The following is a 14,330-nucleotide window of genomic DNA, read 5'->3' on the forward strand; positions in this document are numbered from 1 at the left end:
TTCGTCGAGGGGTGTGCCGGATACGGCCCAGATACTGGAGGACCATTGGCCCAGACGAGGCAGCGACAGCGTACGCGTTCGCGCGACGATGACGCACCGATCATCCCGATCCTCGCGCGCAAGGTTCGCGAGGTCGAGCAGAAGGCGCAGAAGGGCAAACTCGGCCCGACCAACCGCACGAAGTTCCAGGTGATCGCGCTCCTCATGCGCGAAGAGCGCGCCAGGGTCAAGGCCGACACCGAGGTGACGGATGCTGCGCGCGCCGAGCTGCTCAAACGGCTTGACGGCATCGCCCAGATCCTCGCGAAGACCGCGGCGCGCGACACGAGTCTCATCGCCCTGCTCGAACCGGATGCCTCCATCTCCACGGTCGCGCAGCGGTTCCGCCGCGACTGGCTGCTCGAGTCGGGCGCTGAACTCTCGCCCGACGAGCTCATCATCACCCGTGAGCCCGAAGCCAAGCCCGAGCTCAGCGAGAACCAGGTGATCCCGGCGTCCGTGCGGTCTCGCCAACTCGCGAACCCGTTCCTTCCGCCCGACTTCGCCACGCCCGCCGCCGCGGCAGTGCCGGTGCGGCGGCTCGCGAACTGGGAACTGCTCGGGCCGTTGTTCAAGTCGTTCGAGGTGGGCTCCGGCGGCCAGGCCGCCACGATGGAGCTGCCCGAGGCGCCGAAGGTCGACCGGCTCTCGCCGCGCGGCCTCGAGCTCATGAAGCACCAGGCTCGCTTCATCGAGAGCGCCCGCCAGGGGCACCGCACGTTCCTGCTCGCCGATGAGCCGGGCCTCGGCAAGACGGCGCAGTCGGTGCTCGCGGCATCCGTCGCCGGTGCCTACCCGCTGCTGGCGATCGTGCCGAACGTCGTGAAGATGAACTGGGCGCGCGAGGTCGAGCGGTGGACCCCTCACCGTCGCGCGACGGTCATCCACGGCGACGGCGACACGCTCGACGCCTTCGCCGACGTCGTCATCGTCAACTACGACGTGCTCGACCGTCACATGGCGTGGCTCTCGACCCTCGGATTCAAGGGCATGGTCGTCGACGAGGCGCACTTCATCAAGAACCTGCAATCGCAGCGATCGAAGAACGTGCTGGCCCTCGCCGAGCGCATCCGCCGCGCCGCGCCCGGCGGCGACCCGCTGCTGCTCGCCCTCACGGGCACACCGCTCATCAACGACGTCGACGACTTCCGTGCCATCTGGAAGTTCCTCGGCTGGATCGAGGGTGACAAACCATCGCCCGAGCTGCTCGGCAAGCTCGAGGAGACCGGGCTCACGCCCGCGGAGCCCGGCTTCTACAGCGCGGCGCGACGTGCCGTGATCGACCTCGGCATCGTGCGCCGCCGCAAGGTCGACGTGGCTGCAGACCTGCCCGCCAAGCGCATCGCCGACCTTCCCGTCGAACTCGACGACGAACTCGGTCGCTCGGTGCGCGCCGCCGAACGCGAACTCGGCAACCGTCTCGCCGGTCGCTTCCGCGCCCTCGTCGAAGCTCGGCACTTGCGCGTGGGCGAACTCGACGAGGAGCAGCGCGACCAGTTCATCCGGGCGGTCGCGAGCGCCGAGCTCGAAGAGTCGAAGTCGACGAAGTCGGGTGAGAACGTCTTCACGATGGTGCGGCGCATCGGTCAGGCGAAGGCGGGCCTCGCGGCCGACTACGCCGCCCAGCTCGCCCGTTCGGTCGGCAAGGTCGTGTTCTTCGCGAAGCACATCGACGTGATGGACCAGGCCGAGTCTGCCTTCGCTGCCCGAGAACTCCGCACGGTATCGCTGCGCGGTGATCAGACGGCGGTGCAACGCCAAGCGGCGATCGACGCGTTCAACAACGACCCAGAGGTCGCCGTCGCCGTCTGCTCGCTCACTGCCGCAGGTGTCGGCGTGAACCTGCAGGCCGCGTCGAACGTCGTACTCGCCGAGCTCAGCTGGACGGCAGCCGAGCAGACGCAGGCGATCGACCGGGTGCACCGCATCGGCCAAGACGAGCCGGTCACCGCCTGGCGCATCATCGCGGCGCACACGATCGACGCGCGCATCGCCGAGCTCATCGACTCCAAGCAGGGGCTCGCCGCCCGTGCACTCGACGGCAGCGACGTCGAGCCCGGCTCAGCCGACTCGGTGCAGCTGGACGCCCTGCAGCACCTGCTGCGGCAGGCGCTCGACGGCGCGTTGTAGCCGGAGGCGGGCACCGCAGCATGTGCTGCGGTTTGTCGTCTACGCCCGCGACTCGACGAGTTCGGCGAGCTGTCCGGTGACGGTGGCCCAGCCGTCGTGGAATCCGAGCTGTTCGTGCTGGTTGCGGTCGGCGATGTTGCGGTGCATCGCGGTGGCGGTGTACTCGGTGCCATCCGGGTGATCCTCGAGGATGATGACGGCGGTCACGAATGACGCCTCCGCGGGGCGCCAGCCGGCAACGAGCGCGTCGGTGTAGACGATGCGCTCGAGTTCGTCGACGGCGAGGAAGCAGCCGGTGATGTGCGGGCCGAATGCGATGCCGTCTTGGCTGAGCTCGGTTCGGAAGGCCCCGCCGGGTCGCAAGTCCATCTGCCGTACGCGACAGACCTCTGGCGCGGGAACCCACCACTGCTCGAAACTCGCGGGGTCGGTCCAGGCGTTCCAGACGGCGGAGCGCGGGGCGCGGATGATTCGGGTGACGGTCAGGTCGAGTTCGGGGCGAGCGGAGTCGGTCATTCTGAGGTTTCCTTGTCGTGAGTGGTGGTGACGAAGTGCTCGAGCCGGTCGGTGCGGCCTTCCCAGATGCTTCGCTGTTCGCTGAGCCAGGTCTCGATCACATCGAACGAGGTCCTCTCGAGAGCGCAGGTTCGCACACGGCCGGTCTTGCGCGTGCTGACCCAGCCCCTCCTCTCGAGGTAGTGGATGTGCTTCATGAACGACGGCAGGGCCATGTCGAACGGCGCTGCCAGCTCGCCGATGCTCGCCGGTCCCGTGCCGAGACGACCAAGCACAGCGCGCCGGGTCGGGTCGGCAAGGGCCTGGAATGCCCCATCGAGTGTGGATGAATACTGAGCCATGTGGCTAAGTTACATCGAGCGAACACCGAGCACAACAGCCGGGAATCGCTCCCGCTCGGTGCCTCCAGCCCGGCCACGGGAGTCGAGGTTCGCTAGACTTCCGGAGTCGTGCCCCGATGAAGTGGCTCCTGCGACGCTTCCCCCACTGCAAGGAGTCCCACGAGCCATGAAGATCGGCATCCTCACGTCGGGCGGCGATTGCCCCGGCCTCAACTCGGTCATCCGCGGTGCGGTGCTGAAGGGCGTCATCTCGCACGAGGCCGAGTTCGTCGGGTTCCGTTGGGGCTGGAAGGGTGTCGTCGAGGCCGACATCATGCCGATCACCCGGCACGATGTGCGCGGTCTCGCGAAGCAGGGCGGCACGATCCTCGGCTCGAGCCGCACCAACCCGTTCGAGGGTGAGGGCGGCGGGCCCGAGAACATCCAGCGGATGCTCGATGAGCACGGCATCGACGCGATCATCGCGATCGGCGGTGAAGGCACGCTCACGGCTGCTCGGCGCCTCCATGACGAGGGCGGCATCAACGTCGTCGGCGTGCCGAAGACGATCGACAACGACCTCGCCGCCACCGACTACTCCTTCGGCTTCGACACGGCCGTCGAGATCGCCACCGAGGCGATCGACCGCTTGCGCACGACCGCCGACTCGCACGGCCGCTGCATGGTGCTCGAGGTCATGGGCCGCCACGTCGGCTGGATCGCCCTGCACTCCGGTATGGCCGGCGGCGCCCACGCGATCCTGATTCCCGAGCAGCCCCAGTCGATCGAGCAGATCTGCGAGTGGGTCGAGTCGGTGCGCGACCGCGGGCGGGCTCCACTCGTCGTCGTCGCCGAGGGGTTCACACTGCCCGGCATGAACGAAGCGCATTCGCACAAGGGCCTCGACGCGTTCAACCGCCCGCGGCTCGGCGGCATCTCAGAGCAGCTCGCGCCGATGATCGAAGAGCGCACGGGCATCGAGTCCCGGGCGACGGTGCTCGGCCACATCCAGCGCGGGGGAGCCCCGTCGGCGTACGACCGGGTGCTCGCGACCCGGCTCGGCATGGCCGCCATCGAAGCCGTCTACGACCGCGCGTGGGGCTCGATGGTCACGCTTCGCGGCACCGACATCAAGACCGTCTCGATCGCCGATGCGGTCGGCAGTCTCAACCGAGTGCCGCAGTCCCGGTACGACGAGGCGAAGATCCTCTTCGGCTGATCATGCCTCTGCCCCAGGTCTGCGTCTGCTACCTCCTGCGCGAGCACGAGGGACGGGTCGAGGTGCTCCTGGGACGAAAGAAGCTCGGGCTCGGCCAGGGCTACTACGTCGCGCCCGGCGGCAAGCTCGAGCCGGGTGAATCGGCGACGGATGCCGCGGTGCGCGAGGTGTTCGAGGAATCCGGTCTCGTCGTCGCCGGCGCCGACCTCGAGCCGCGCGGCGCGCTCAGCTACTTCTTCCCGCATCGCGAAGCATGGAGTCAAGTCTCGAACGTCTTCGTGTGCCGCCGATGGGAGGGCGTGCCCGAGGCATCCGACGAGCTCGACCCCGAGTGGTTCGATGTGCAGCAGATTCCCCTCGAGCAGATGTGGGATGACGCCCGCCGATGGCTACCGGGCGTACTCGCCGGCGGTCAGGTGCGGCGCAGCTTCGTGTTCGGGGACGACCTCGCGACCGTGGTGGATGAGCAGAGTCCCGTCGCGTAGTATCGACGAGTGCACGGCGAATGCCGACTCTGCAAGGCACGTCCCCTGAACATCTGGTGAAATCCATCCCGTAGGCGTGGGCATCACCGATCCCAGAGAAAGACGCCGGTGGATCTCACCCTCATCGTCGTGCTGGTCATCGCACTGGCGCTCTTCTTCGATTTCACCAACGGCTTTCACGACACGGCCAACGCCATGGCCACTCCGATCGCGACAGGTGCGCTGAAGCCGAAAGTCGCGGTCGGCCTCGCCGCCATCCTGAACCTCGTCGGCGCATTCCTCTCAACAGAGGTGGCCAAGACCATCTCGGGCGGCATCATCAAAGAGGGCGACGGGGGAGTGCTGATCACCCCCGAGCTCATCTTCGCGGGGCTGATCGGCGCGATCGTGTGGAACATGGTCACCTGGCTGCTCGGCCTGCCGTCATCATCGAGCCACGCCCTCTTCGGCGGCCTCATCGGCGCGGCGCTCGTCGGGTTCGGTTTCGGCGCGATCGACTTCGGCGTCGTGCTGTCGAAGGTCATCCTGCCCGCGCTGCTGGCGCCGCTCACCGCCGGGCTCATCGCCTACACCGCGACGAAACTCGCCTACGCCATCACACGCCGCTACGACGGCAAGCCCGACGGTCGCGACCGATTCCGCCACGCGCAGGTCTTCTCCTCCTCGCTCGTCGCACTCGCGCACGGCACCAATGACGCGCAGAAGACGATGGGTGTCATCACGCTGACCCTCGTTGCAGCCGGTCTGCAGCCGGCCGGCGCAGACGTGCAGCTGTGGGTCATCGTCACATGCGCCATCGCCATCGCGCTCGGCACCTACATGGGCGGATGGCGCATCATCAAGACCCTCGGCACCGGCCTCACCGATGTGAAGCCCGCGCAGGGCTTCGCGGCAGAGACGGCAACCGCCGCGACGATCCTCGCGTCGAGCCACGTCGGATTCGCGCTCTCGACCACGCAAGTCGCATCGGGCTCGGTCATCGGCTCCGGGCTCGGTCGCCGCGGCTCGAAGGTGCGCTGGCGCACGGCCGGCCGCATCGGTGTGGGATGGCTCCTGACCCTGCCCGCCGCAGGCGGTGTCGGCGCGCTCGCCGCGGTCGTCGCCCACCTCGGTGTCATCGGCATCATCATCGATACGGTCGTCGGCGTCGTCGTCATCGCGACGATCTTCATCTGGTCGCGCCGCAACGAGGTCTCACACCACAACGTGGTGAGCGAAGTCGCGCACTCGGGCCGCGCCGTCAAGATCAAGCGCAACCCCAAGCCGAAGAAGAAGGTGAAGCCGTGATCGACTGGTTCGCATTCCTTCTCGTCTTCGTCTCAGCCATGATCGGCACGGTCGTCGTGGTCTCCGCATACTCGCTCGGAGTCCGGTTCCTCACGATCTCGGGCCGTACGCCCATCGTGACCCCGGCCGAGTTCACTGACGCGATCACCGTGGTGACGCCCGCCGAGATCCGCCAGGCTGAGAAGCGGGCGGCCAAGGCGGCCAAGAAGAGCCCGTTGAGCGAGGGGCAGAAACGCGCCGCGCTCGTCGGCGCGTGGGCGTGCTTCGCGCTCAGCGGCCTCGCCGTGCTCTTCGGTCTCTACTTGATCGTGGGCGAACACCTCATCAAGCTGTTCACCAGCTGAAAGATCCCGTCCACCCGTCGCGCCGAACTCCGACGCGTCCCTCATCGAAGGTTCCCGGATGAATACTGAAACGGCCCCAGAAACGACCCCAGAGGCGACGGCCCCGCAGAGCGAGAAGCCCGCGAGCCCCGTCGATCGATTCTTCGAGATCACCAAACGCGGCTCAACCGTCGCGACGGAGGTGCGCGGCGGCATCGTCACCTTCGTGACGATGGCCTACATCGTGATCCTCAACCCGATCATCCTGTCGGCCGGCGTCGACGTCGACGGCAACCAGCTCGGGTTCGCCGAGGTCTCTGCTGTCACGGGCCTCACTGCCGGCGTCATGACGATCCTCTTCGGCCTCGTGGCGCGACTGCCGTTCGGCTTCGCCGCGGGGCTCGGCATCAACTCGTTCCTCGCGGTCTCGGTCGTCGGTCAGGTCACCTGGCCAGAGGCGATGGGTCTCGTGCTCATCAACGGCCTCGTCATCGTGCTGCTCGCCGCGACCGGCCTCCGCCGCCTGATCTTCGACGCCGTGCCGATCCAGCTGAAGCTCGCGATCACCGTCGGTATCGGTCTCTTCATCGCATTCATCGGCTTCGTGAATGCCGGCTTCGTCACCGCCACTGGTGCTTCCTCGCCGCCCGTCGGCCTCGGCATCGCCGGTTCCGTCGCGACGGTGCCGACCCTCGTCTTCATCTTCACCCTGCTGCTCACGGGCATCCTCGTGGCACGCAAGGTCAAGGGCGGCATCCTCATCGGCCTCGTCTCGGGCACCGTGCTCGCGGTCGTCGTCGAGGCGATCTGGAACCTCGGCCCGATGTTCGCCGGCGAGGAGTTCAACGCGGGCGGCTGGAGCCTCTCCGTGCCCGAACTCACCGGCTCGATCGTGAGCCTGCCCGACCTCTCGCTCGTTGGCCAGGTCTCGTTCGGCAGCTTCGAGCGCATCGGCGTGCTCGCCGCGGTGATGCTCGTCTTCACGCTCGTCTTCACGAACTTCTTCGACGCCATGGGCACGATGACGGGCCTCTCGAAAGAGGCGAAGCTCGCCGACGAGAAGGGCGACTTCCCACGCTTGAAGTCCGCGCTGATCGTCGAGGGCGTCGGTGCCGTCGCCGGTGGATTCACCTCGTCCTCTTCGAACACGGTCTTCATCGAGTCCGGCGCCGGCATTGGCGAAGGCGCTCGCACGGGCCTCGCGAACATCGTGACCGGCCTGCTCTTCCTCGCGGCGATGTTCTTCACACCGCTGGTCTCGATCGTGCCGACCGAGGTCGCGTCGGCTGCGCTGGTCATCGTGGGTGCCCTGATGATGGCGCAGATCAAGTACATCGACTTCTCCGACTTCTCGGTGCTCCTGCCCGTGTTCCTCGCGGTCACGGTCATGCCGCTCACCTACTCGATCGCCAACGGCATCGGTGCGGGCTTCATCGCGTGGGTCGTGGTTCGCTCGCTGTCGGGCAAGGCGCGCGACATCAGCCCGCTGCTCTGGATCGTCGCAGCCGGCTTCCTCCTCTACTTCGCACGCGGACCCGTCGAGGCGCTCCTCGGCGGTTGAACCCGCCCATGAACGACGGATGCCCCGTGGCCGATCAGGGCCACGGGGCATCCGTCGTTTCGAGCTCGCGTCAGTTGGTGCCGCGCACCTTCGCGATGCCGTTCATGAGGTGGTAGATAACGATCGCGGCGATCGTGCCGAGCGCGATGCCGTTGAACGAGACCCCGCCGACGGCGAACGTGAAGTCGGCGATGCCGATGATGAGCGCCGTGGCCGCCGTGAATTGGTTCACGGGCTTACCGAAGTCGACCTTGTTATCGATCCAGATCTTCACGCCGATGACGCCGATCAGGCCGTAGAGCGCGGTGGTCACACCGCCGAGCACGCCGGCCGGGATCGTGTTGATGACCTCGCCGAACTTCGGCGAGAGGCCGAGCAGCACCGCGAACGCGCCGGCGACCCAGTAGGCGGCGGTCGAGTAGATGCGCGTAGCGGCCATGACGCCGATGTTCTCGCCGTACGTCGTGGTACCCGAGCCGCCGAAGAAGCCGGCGATCGTCGTGGCGATGCCGTCGGCGAAGAGCGCGCGCCCGGTCGAACGATTGACCGAGGGGTCCGTCATCTGTGCAACGCCCTTGATGTGACCGACGTTCTCGGCAACCAGCACGAGTACGACCGGCAGGAACGCGGGGAGGAAGCCCCACACGGTGGCGTCCGCGAACGGGTTCGCGGGCAGGTGGAAGCTCGGCAGGCCGATCCACGCGGCATCCGCGATGCGTCCGAAGTCGATCTCGCCCTGGATCGCGGCGGCGATGTAGCCGATCACGACGCCGACGAGGATCGACATGCGCCCGAGGATGCCGCGGAACGCGACGCTCGCGACGATCACCGCCGCGAGCGTGATGAATGCCGTGAGCGGGGCGAGCATGAAGTTGTCCCTCGCGGCAGGTGCGAGATTGAAGCCGATCAGCGCGACGATCGCACCGGCGACGACCGGCGGCATGAGCACGTCGATCCAGCGGGTGCCGACCCACTGCACGAGGAGGCCGACGAGGGCGAGCAGCACGCCGACGACGACGATGCCGAAGAGCGCCGCGCCCATCGGATCGGCGATGCCCTTCGCACCCATCGCGGCGCTGATCGGGGCGATGAACGCGAACGAGGAACCGAGGTAGCTCGGTACCCGGTTCTTCGTGATGAGGAGGAAGAGGATCGTGCCGAGACCCGAGAAGAACAGGGTCGTCGCGGGCGGGAAGCCGGTGAGGATCGGCACGAGGAAGGTCGCGCCGAACATGGCGACGACGTGCTGCGCGCCGAGTCCGATCGTGCGCGGCCAGCTGAGGCGTTCGCCGGGGGCGACGACCTCGCCCGGGCTGACGTTCTTGCCGTCGCCGTGCAGGGTCCAGGGCAGGGGCATAGTGGTTCCGTTCGGGAGGAGGGGCGGGATCCATCAGATCGTATCGGCTCGTATCGGCTCGGCTCACGGCGGCGAGGGGCATCCGCCCGGCACGGGGGTGTGCACGCCCGCCTCGGGTTCGGGGGGATAGCCCGATACCGCGCGCGCCGCGGCATCCGTAGCGTTGAAGCACACCCACGAACAGGAGATACACACCATGACCACCGTCACCGACACCGCAACCCAGGCGCCGTTCGCGGAGCCGAACCCCTACGCCGCGCCGGCCGCGGAGACGCGCGGGTTCAGCATCTCGAGTCTCGTGCTCGGCCTCGTCTCGATCATCGCGAGCTACACCTTCTTCGTGCCGGCGATCGGCCTCGTGCTCGGCATCCTCGCGCTGAAGCGCGAGCCCGCGGCTCGCACCATGGCCATCTGGGGCATCGTGCTGAACGCCGTCATGCTCGCCGGCGCCGTCATCGCGACCCTCGGCTTCCTCGTCTTCGGACTTGCGATGCTGCCCTTCGCATTCCTCTGAGTTCGACGCGTTCGCTGGTCGAGTAGCGACGAAGGAGCGTATCGAGATCCGGTTGCGCGATCTCGATACGCTCGTTGGCGCTCGCTACTCGATCAACGGGTGCGGGGTTCGCCGGGGCTCGCCACTCGATCGACCGTGAGCGGTTCTTAATAGCACCATCGAGCACGAGCCGCAAGGGGCTATCGGGGCAGCCCGCTGCGCCGTAGCGTCGCAGGCTACTCACGCTCCCGATCTCGCCGGGGATTCCGACGTCGCCTTCGGCTGAGCGCGGTATCCATCCGGCCGTCGATGAGGACCGATCGGGCTTTCGCGGCGACCCTCGACAGAGGGAAATGCGATGAGAAACACGCGAGTACGTTCGGCATCCATCGGCGCGGCAGTCTTGACCGCGGTCTTCATGATCGGGTCGACGGTCACCCCGGTCGCCGCCGCCGAGGAGCCGTGGATGGACACGTCCCTCTCCGCGGACGAGCGGGCGCAGTTGCTCGTCGATGTCCTCACCCTCGAGGAGAAAGTGACGCTCCTCATCCAGTCCGGCGGACCGGGTCTGCCGCAATACGGCGTTCCACCGATCCGAGGGAAGGACGGATGCTGCGGTGTCGCGGTGACCGACACCGAGTCGACTGCACTGCCCGTCGGCATCGCCCTCGCGTCGACGTTCGATCTCGAGGCTGCAGAAGCCTACGGCGCAGTCGCCGGCGAGGAAGCGCGGGCATTCGGCTTCAACGGGCTCGCCGGACCCACGATGGACTTGCTGGTCACGCCCCTCAACGGGCGGATGTGGGAGGCCTTCGGCGAGGACCCGCTGGTCAGTGGCGGAATGGCGGCGGCGCAGGCCGCGGGTAGCCAGAGCGAAGACATCTCCGTCATCGTCAAGCACTACAACCTCAACAACCAGGAGACACGTCGCGGCCACGTCGACGCCGTCATCGAGGAGCGACCGCTGCAAGAGGTGTACACCCGACCGTGGGAGACCCTCGTGCGCGACGCCGATCCGGGCGCCGTCATGTGCGCGTTCAACAAGGTCAACGGCGAGTACTCCTGTGGGAACGACGAGCTCCTGAACGGCATCCTCAAGACCCAGCTCGGCTTCGCCGGGTACGTCTCCTCGGACTTCAACGCCGCGCATTCGTTCGCCGACTATGAAGCGGGCATGGATGTGCCAGGGCCCGGCTACGAGTACTCCTCGGACAACCTGATCGCCGCCGTGCAGAGCGGACTCGTCTCCGAGGAGCGGGTGACGGATGCTGCGCGCCGGGTGCTCCGGACCTTCTTCGCGGTGGGCATCATCGACGATCCGCCGCCCGGTTCGTTCGAAGATCCCCAGCCGGCATCCACGCCGCTCGACGCGGCCACTATCACCGAGCACGATGCCGTCGCCGAGGCCATCTCTGACACCTCGGCTGTGCTGCTGCGCAACGACGGCACGCTGCCGCTTGCCGATGATACGGAGTCCCTCGCCGTGATCGGAGCCGACGCGGACTGGTACATCGACGGCGGCGGCAGTGGCGCGATCCAGCGGCCCGCAGAGCTGACCACGATCCTCGACGGCATCACCGACCGCGCCGCAGGTGAGGTGACCTACCAGCGCGGCACCGATGCGGTCTCGCTCGCCGACACACTGCCCGGCCCTGTGCCGGTTCCCTCGTCGGTGCTCCGGCCCTCGAGCGGCGCCGACGAGGACGGACTGACCGCGTTCTACTTCAACGGTCTCGGGTTCCCGGGGGAGCCGACCCTGATTCGAACCGAACCGCAGGTGAACTACCGCACCGGCATCTCGAATGACACGATCAACACCTCTCAGGTGCCGAGCCCCGGCGTCCAATATGCCGTTCAGCCGATCTCGGTCGTGTGGAGCGGCACGTTGACCGCTCCCGCCACCGGTTCGTACGAGCTGTCGCTCAGCCACCTCGGCACGGCCAAACTGCTCGTCGACGGCCAGACCCTCATCGACGACTATGGAACGACGTACGGCACCGACGCCGCGACGATCGATCTCGTCGAGGGGCAGGAGTATTTCGTCGAGGTCAGTTACGAGACGGACGTCCCGGATCAGTTCAACGGCGGGCTCAACGATCAGCCGGGGGCGATGGTGCGCTTGGGCTGGGTGCCGCCGGTCGGCGTGCTCAACCCGACCATCGATGAGGCTGTCGCCGCCGCTGCAGACGCCGACATCGCGGTGGTCGTTGCGCGCGACTACACCGGCGAGGCCGCCGACCGCGGTTACCTGGTGCTGCCGCAGAACCAGGACGCGCTCATCGAGGCGGTTGCCGCCGTCAACGACAACACGGTCGTGGTGCTCGCCACCAGCGGTCCGGTCGCCATGCCGTGGATCGACGACGTCTCAGCGGTGCTCGAGGCGTGGTATCCGGGTCAAGCCCAGGGACGCTCCGTCGCCGGACTGCTCTTCGGTGACGTCAACCCGTCCGGAAAGCTGCCCGTGACGTTCCCCGTGGATGATGCACAAGTCACCGCGGTCGGCGGCCCCTACCAGCATCCGTTCGATCAGGTCACGCAGATCTACCCGACCACCGTGTACGACGAGGGCATCTACGTCGGATACAAGGCGTATGTCGAGCAAGACGCCACGCCGCTGTTCCCCTTCGGGCACGGCCTGTCCTACACGACGTTCGAGTATGGTTCCGCCGTCGAGGCGGCGCCCGTGGATCCGGATTCGGACGAGCCGGTTGCCACGACGGCGACCGTCACGGTCACGAACACCGGAAGCGTCGCCGGCACTGAGGTGGTCCAAGCGTACGTCGGGAACCTCCCGACGGACGTCGAGACGGTCGATCTCGCACTGGCGGGCTTCACCCGAGTGACGCTCGATCCCGGCGAGAGCGCGGAGGTCGCCATCCCGATCGACCGACGTTCCCTGCAGTACTGGGATGTCGCGACCGATTCCTGGGTGACGCCCTCCGGTTCCGTGCCGCTGTACGTCGGCGGCTCCTCGGCGGACACCCCCGCCACGGGAACCATCATCGTCGGGCAGCCGGACGTCACTCCGCCGACCGTGTCGGTGACGGCGGATCCGGCGACGCCGAACGGCGACAACGGCTGGTACACCGAGCCCGTCACGTTGACCTTCGCAGCGACGGACGAGGTCGATCCGGCGCCGGTCGTCGAGGTGAGCGTCAACGGAGGCGAGTACGCCGTGCAAGACGGCCAGCTCGTGCTCGATGCCGACGGTGTCTATACGGTCGGCGCGCGGGCGACGGATGCGGCGGGCAACGTGTCGGAGGTCGTCACCACCGAGATCAAGATCGACCGAACGCCACCCACCGTGACGGCGGAGCGAACTCGATTCAGGTTCCTCACCCAGCTGACGGCGACAGACGAGATCTCAGGGGTGGCGAGCATCGAGTATCGGTACCAGATCCATATCGGCAAGCGCACGATCGTCAGCCCATGGCAGAACTACCGGGGAGTGGTCTTGACGGGGACATCGCGATTCGTGCTCGAGTACCGCGCAATCGATAACGCCGGCAACGTCAGCCCGATCGGAAGGGCCGGATAGGGCTCGGCGATCGGCCTCCGAGAAGGAATCGTGTTCATGGGTTCCTCCGCACCGCGAGCGAGTCGGTGCGGAGGAACCGTCTCTCGACGAACAGTGCTTGCCATGGGAGGGGTGGCGGGGCTGGCGGCGGCGATCTCCGCATGCACGCCCCATTCCCCTCCGAACAGTGCATCGCCACGTGCCATGAGCGCGTCTCCGACGCCAGGGTGGAAGGTGGTGTGGGAGGACGACTTCTCGGCTGGCCTGAATCCCGAGGTGTGGACGCCTGAGGACTCCGGCGGCAATCGGGACCTGAACGAGCAGCAGTTCAACGATCCGCGAATGGTCGCGATCGAGGGTGGCAACCTCGTGCTGCACGCCCGTCAGGAGGAGATGGACGGGTATCCCTTCATCGCCGGGAGCATCTCCTCGAAGGGCAAAGTCGCTGTCGGACCCTATGGTCGCCTCACCACTCGTCAACTCCTCGGGCCAGGACAGGGCGTGGGGTTCGGCGTGTGCCTCTACGGCGCCGACATCGATTCCGTGGGCTGGCCCGCGTGCGGCGAGATCGACGCCACGGAGATTGCGCTTGGTCGCCCTACGGCGCCGTTCGCCTCCATTCACGGCCCGGGCTATTCCGGCGAGTCACCGATTTCGACCACTGGTACGGTGCCCTCGCTCGTCGATCGGTGGGCGGAGCATGTACTCGAGTGGGAGCCAGGTCGTATCATGTGGGCGATCGACGGGCAGGTGTACCACGTCGCAGAGGCGACCGACTCGCGCGCCCAGGGTGGTTGGCCCTTCGACCAACCGTTCTTCATCACGATCGTGATGACGGTCGGCTCCTTCCTCTCCGGTCCGGTCGATCTGAACACGTGGCCCCACGACGAATCCGGCGCGCTCGAGACGTACGCGGCCGTGCAGTTCGTCCGGTTCGAGCAGCGGGTCGAGTAGCGACGAAGTCGGGTGATCTCGATACGCTCGCTGGTGCTCGCTACTCGATCAGCGGGTGTGGGGTTCGTTGGTCGAGTAGCGACGAAGGAGCGTATCGAGACGCGTTGTGCCGGCGCGCTCCGTGACAGC

The 14,330-nt window shown here is 67.2% G+C and carries 12 protein-coding genes; 9 read left to right on the top strand and 3 right to left on the bottom strand.

All coding sequences use genetic code 11. From position 1 onward, the window contains the following. Nucleotides 1-45: 45 nt before the first annotated feature. Entirely contained in the window at nt 46-2,169 is a 2,124-nt protein-coding gene (locus AC1C2T_RS11045) for a DEAD/DEAH box helicase (RefSeq protein WP_495385283.1), read from the top strand. A gap of 39 nt (nt 2,170-2,208) precedes the next feature. Here AC1C2T_RS11045 and AC1C2T_RS11050 read toward each other — a convergent pair whose 3' ends face one another. Next, on the bottom strand, nt 2,209-2,685 hold the full coding sequence (locus AC1C2T_RS11050) for an SRPBCC family protein (protein WP_495385284.1): 477 nt from the start codon (nt 2,683-2,685) through the stop codon (nt 2,209-2,211). Further along, nucleotides 2,682-3,026, bottom strand: coding sequence for an ArsR/SmtB family transcription factor (locus tag AC1C2T_RS11055; RefSeq protein ID WP_495385285.1), 345 nt, complete (start codon nt 3,024-3,026; stop codon nt 2,682-2,684). The genes AC1C2T_RS11050 and AC1C2T_RS11055 overlap by 4 nt, the downstream gene beginning before the upstream one ends. A gap of 166 nt (nt 3,027-3,192) precedes the next feature. On the opposite strand from AC1C2T_RS11055, the gene AC1C2T_RS11060 reads away from it, so the two are divergent. The 5 genes from AC1C2T_RS11060 to AC1C2T_RS11080 all read left to right on the top strand — a co-directional run bounded on the left by AC1C2T_RS11060 (nt 3,193) and on the right by AC1C2T_RS11080 (nt 7,880). Then, nucleotides 3,193-4,224, top strand: a complete 1,032-nt coding sequence (locus AC1C2T_RS11060; RefSeq protein WP_495362602.1) for a 6-phosphofructokinase — start codon at nt 3,193-3,195, stop codon at nt 4,222-4,224. A 2-nt stretch (nt 4,225-4,226) separates the two neighbouring features. Then, a complete protein-coding gene (locus tag AC1C2T_RS11065) occupies nt 4,227-4,709 on the top strand; it encodes an 8-oxo-dGTP diphosphatase (RefSeq protein WP_495362603.1) in 483 nt (160 codons plus the stop codon). 108 nt (nt 4,710-4,817) lie between these two features. Next, nucleotides 4,818-5,996, top strand: coding sequence for an inorganic phosphate transporter (locus tag AC1C2T_RS11070; protein ID WP_495385286.1), 1,179 nt, complete (start codon nt 4,818-4,820; stop codon nt 5,994-5,996). Then, the gene (locus AC1C2T_RS11075; protein ID WP_495362605.1) at nt 5,993-6,340 is read left to right on the top strand and encodes a peptidase; all 348 of its coding nucleotides are present in this window, start codon (nt 5,993-5,995) and stop codon (nt 6,338-6,340) included. The genes AC1C2T_RS11070 and AC1C2T_RS11075 overlap by 4 nt, the downstream gene beginning before the upstream one ends. 58 nt (nt 6,341-6,398) lie before the next feature. After that, complete coding sequence (locus tag AC1C2T_RS11080) at nt 6,399-7,880, top strand: NCS2 family permease (protein WP_495362606.1); 1,482 nt, start codon at nt 6,399-6,401, stop codon at nt 7,878-7,880. A 70-nt stretch (nt 7,881-7,950) separates the two neighbouring features. On the opposite strand, the gene AC1C2T_RS11085 is transcribed toward AC1C2T_RS11080, so the two are convergent. Next, complete coding sequence (locus tag AC1C2T_RS11085; protein ID WP_495385287.1) at nt 7,951-9,237, bottom strand: uracil-xanthine permease family protein; 1,287 nt, start codon at nt 9,235-9,237, stop codon at nt 7,951-7,953. Between the two features lie 196 nt (nt 9,238-9,433). Here AC1C2T_RS11085 and AC1C2T_RS11090 point away from each other — a divergent pair, with 196 nt between their 5' ends. From AC1C2T_RS11090 to AC1C2T_RS11100, 3 genes are all read left to right on the top strand, one after another. Next, entirely contained in the window at nt 9,434-9,751 is a 318-nt protein-coding gene (locus tag AC1C2T_RS11090; RefSeq protein ID WP_495362608.1) for a hypothetical protein, read from the top strand. A 337-nt stretch (nt 9,752-10,088) separates the two neighbouring features. Next, nucleotides 10,089-13,268 (top strand): glycoside hydrolase family 3 C-terminal domain-containing protein, encoded by a 3,180-nt coding sequence (locus AC1C2T_RS11095; RefSeq protein ID WP_495385288.1) that lies wholly within the window; start codon nt 10,089-10,091, stop codon nt 13,266-13,268. Nucleotides 13,269-13,451: 183 nt separating this feature from the next. Then, nucleotides 13,452-14,201 (top strand): glycoside hydrolase family 16 protein, encoded by a 750-nt coding sequence (locus AC1C2T_RS11100; RefSeq protein ID WP_495385289.1) that lies wholly within the window; start codon nt 13,452-13,454, stop codon nt 14,199-14,201. The last annotated feature ends 129 nt before the right edge of the window (nt 14,202-14,330 follow it).

It is taken from the genome of Agromyces sp. Y558 (assembly GCF_059445415.1).

Bases quoted from the DNA above. Each gene is read 5' to 3' on its own strand.
- AC1C2T_RS11050 (WP_495385284.1), bottom strand. From the start codon at position 2,685: ATGACCGACTCCGCTCGCCCCGAACTCGACCTGACCGTCACCCGAATC.
- AC1C2T_RS11055 (WP_495385285.1), bottom strand. From the start codon at position 3,026: ATGGCTCAGTATTCATCCACACTCGATGGGGCATTCCAGGCCCTTGCC.
- AC1C2T_RS11060 (WP_495362602.1), top strand. From the start codon at position 3,193: ATGAAGATCGGCATCCTCACGTCGGGCGGCGATTGCCCCGGCCTCAAC.
- AC1C2T_RS11065 (WP_495362603.1), top strand. From the start codon at position 4,227: ATGCCTCTGCCCCAGGTCTGCGTCTGCTACCTCCTGCGCGAGCACGAG.
- AC1C2T_RS11080 (WP_495362606.1), top strand. From the start codon at position 6,399: ATGAATACTGAAACGGCCCCAGAAACGACCCCAGAGGCGACGGCCCCG.
- AC1C2T_RS11085 (WP_495385287.1), bottom strand. From the start codon at position 9,237: ATGCCCCTGCCCTGGACCCTGCACGGCGACGGCAAGAACGTCAGCCCG.
- AC1C2T_RS11090 (WP_495362608.1), top strand. From the start codon at position 9,434: ATGACCACCGTCACCGACACCGCAACCCAGGCGCCGTTCGCGGAGCCG.
- AC1C2T_RS11095 (WP_495385288.1), top strand. From the start codon at position 10,089: ATGAGAAACACGCGAGTACGTTCGGCATCCATCGGCGCGGCAGTCTTG.
- AC1C2T_RS11100 (WP_495385289.1), top strand. From the start codon at position 13,452: ATGAGCGCGTCTCCGACGCCAGGGTGGAAGGTGGTGTGGGAGGACGAC.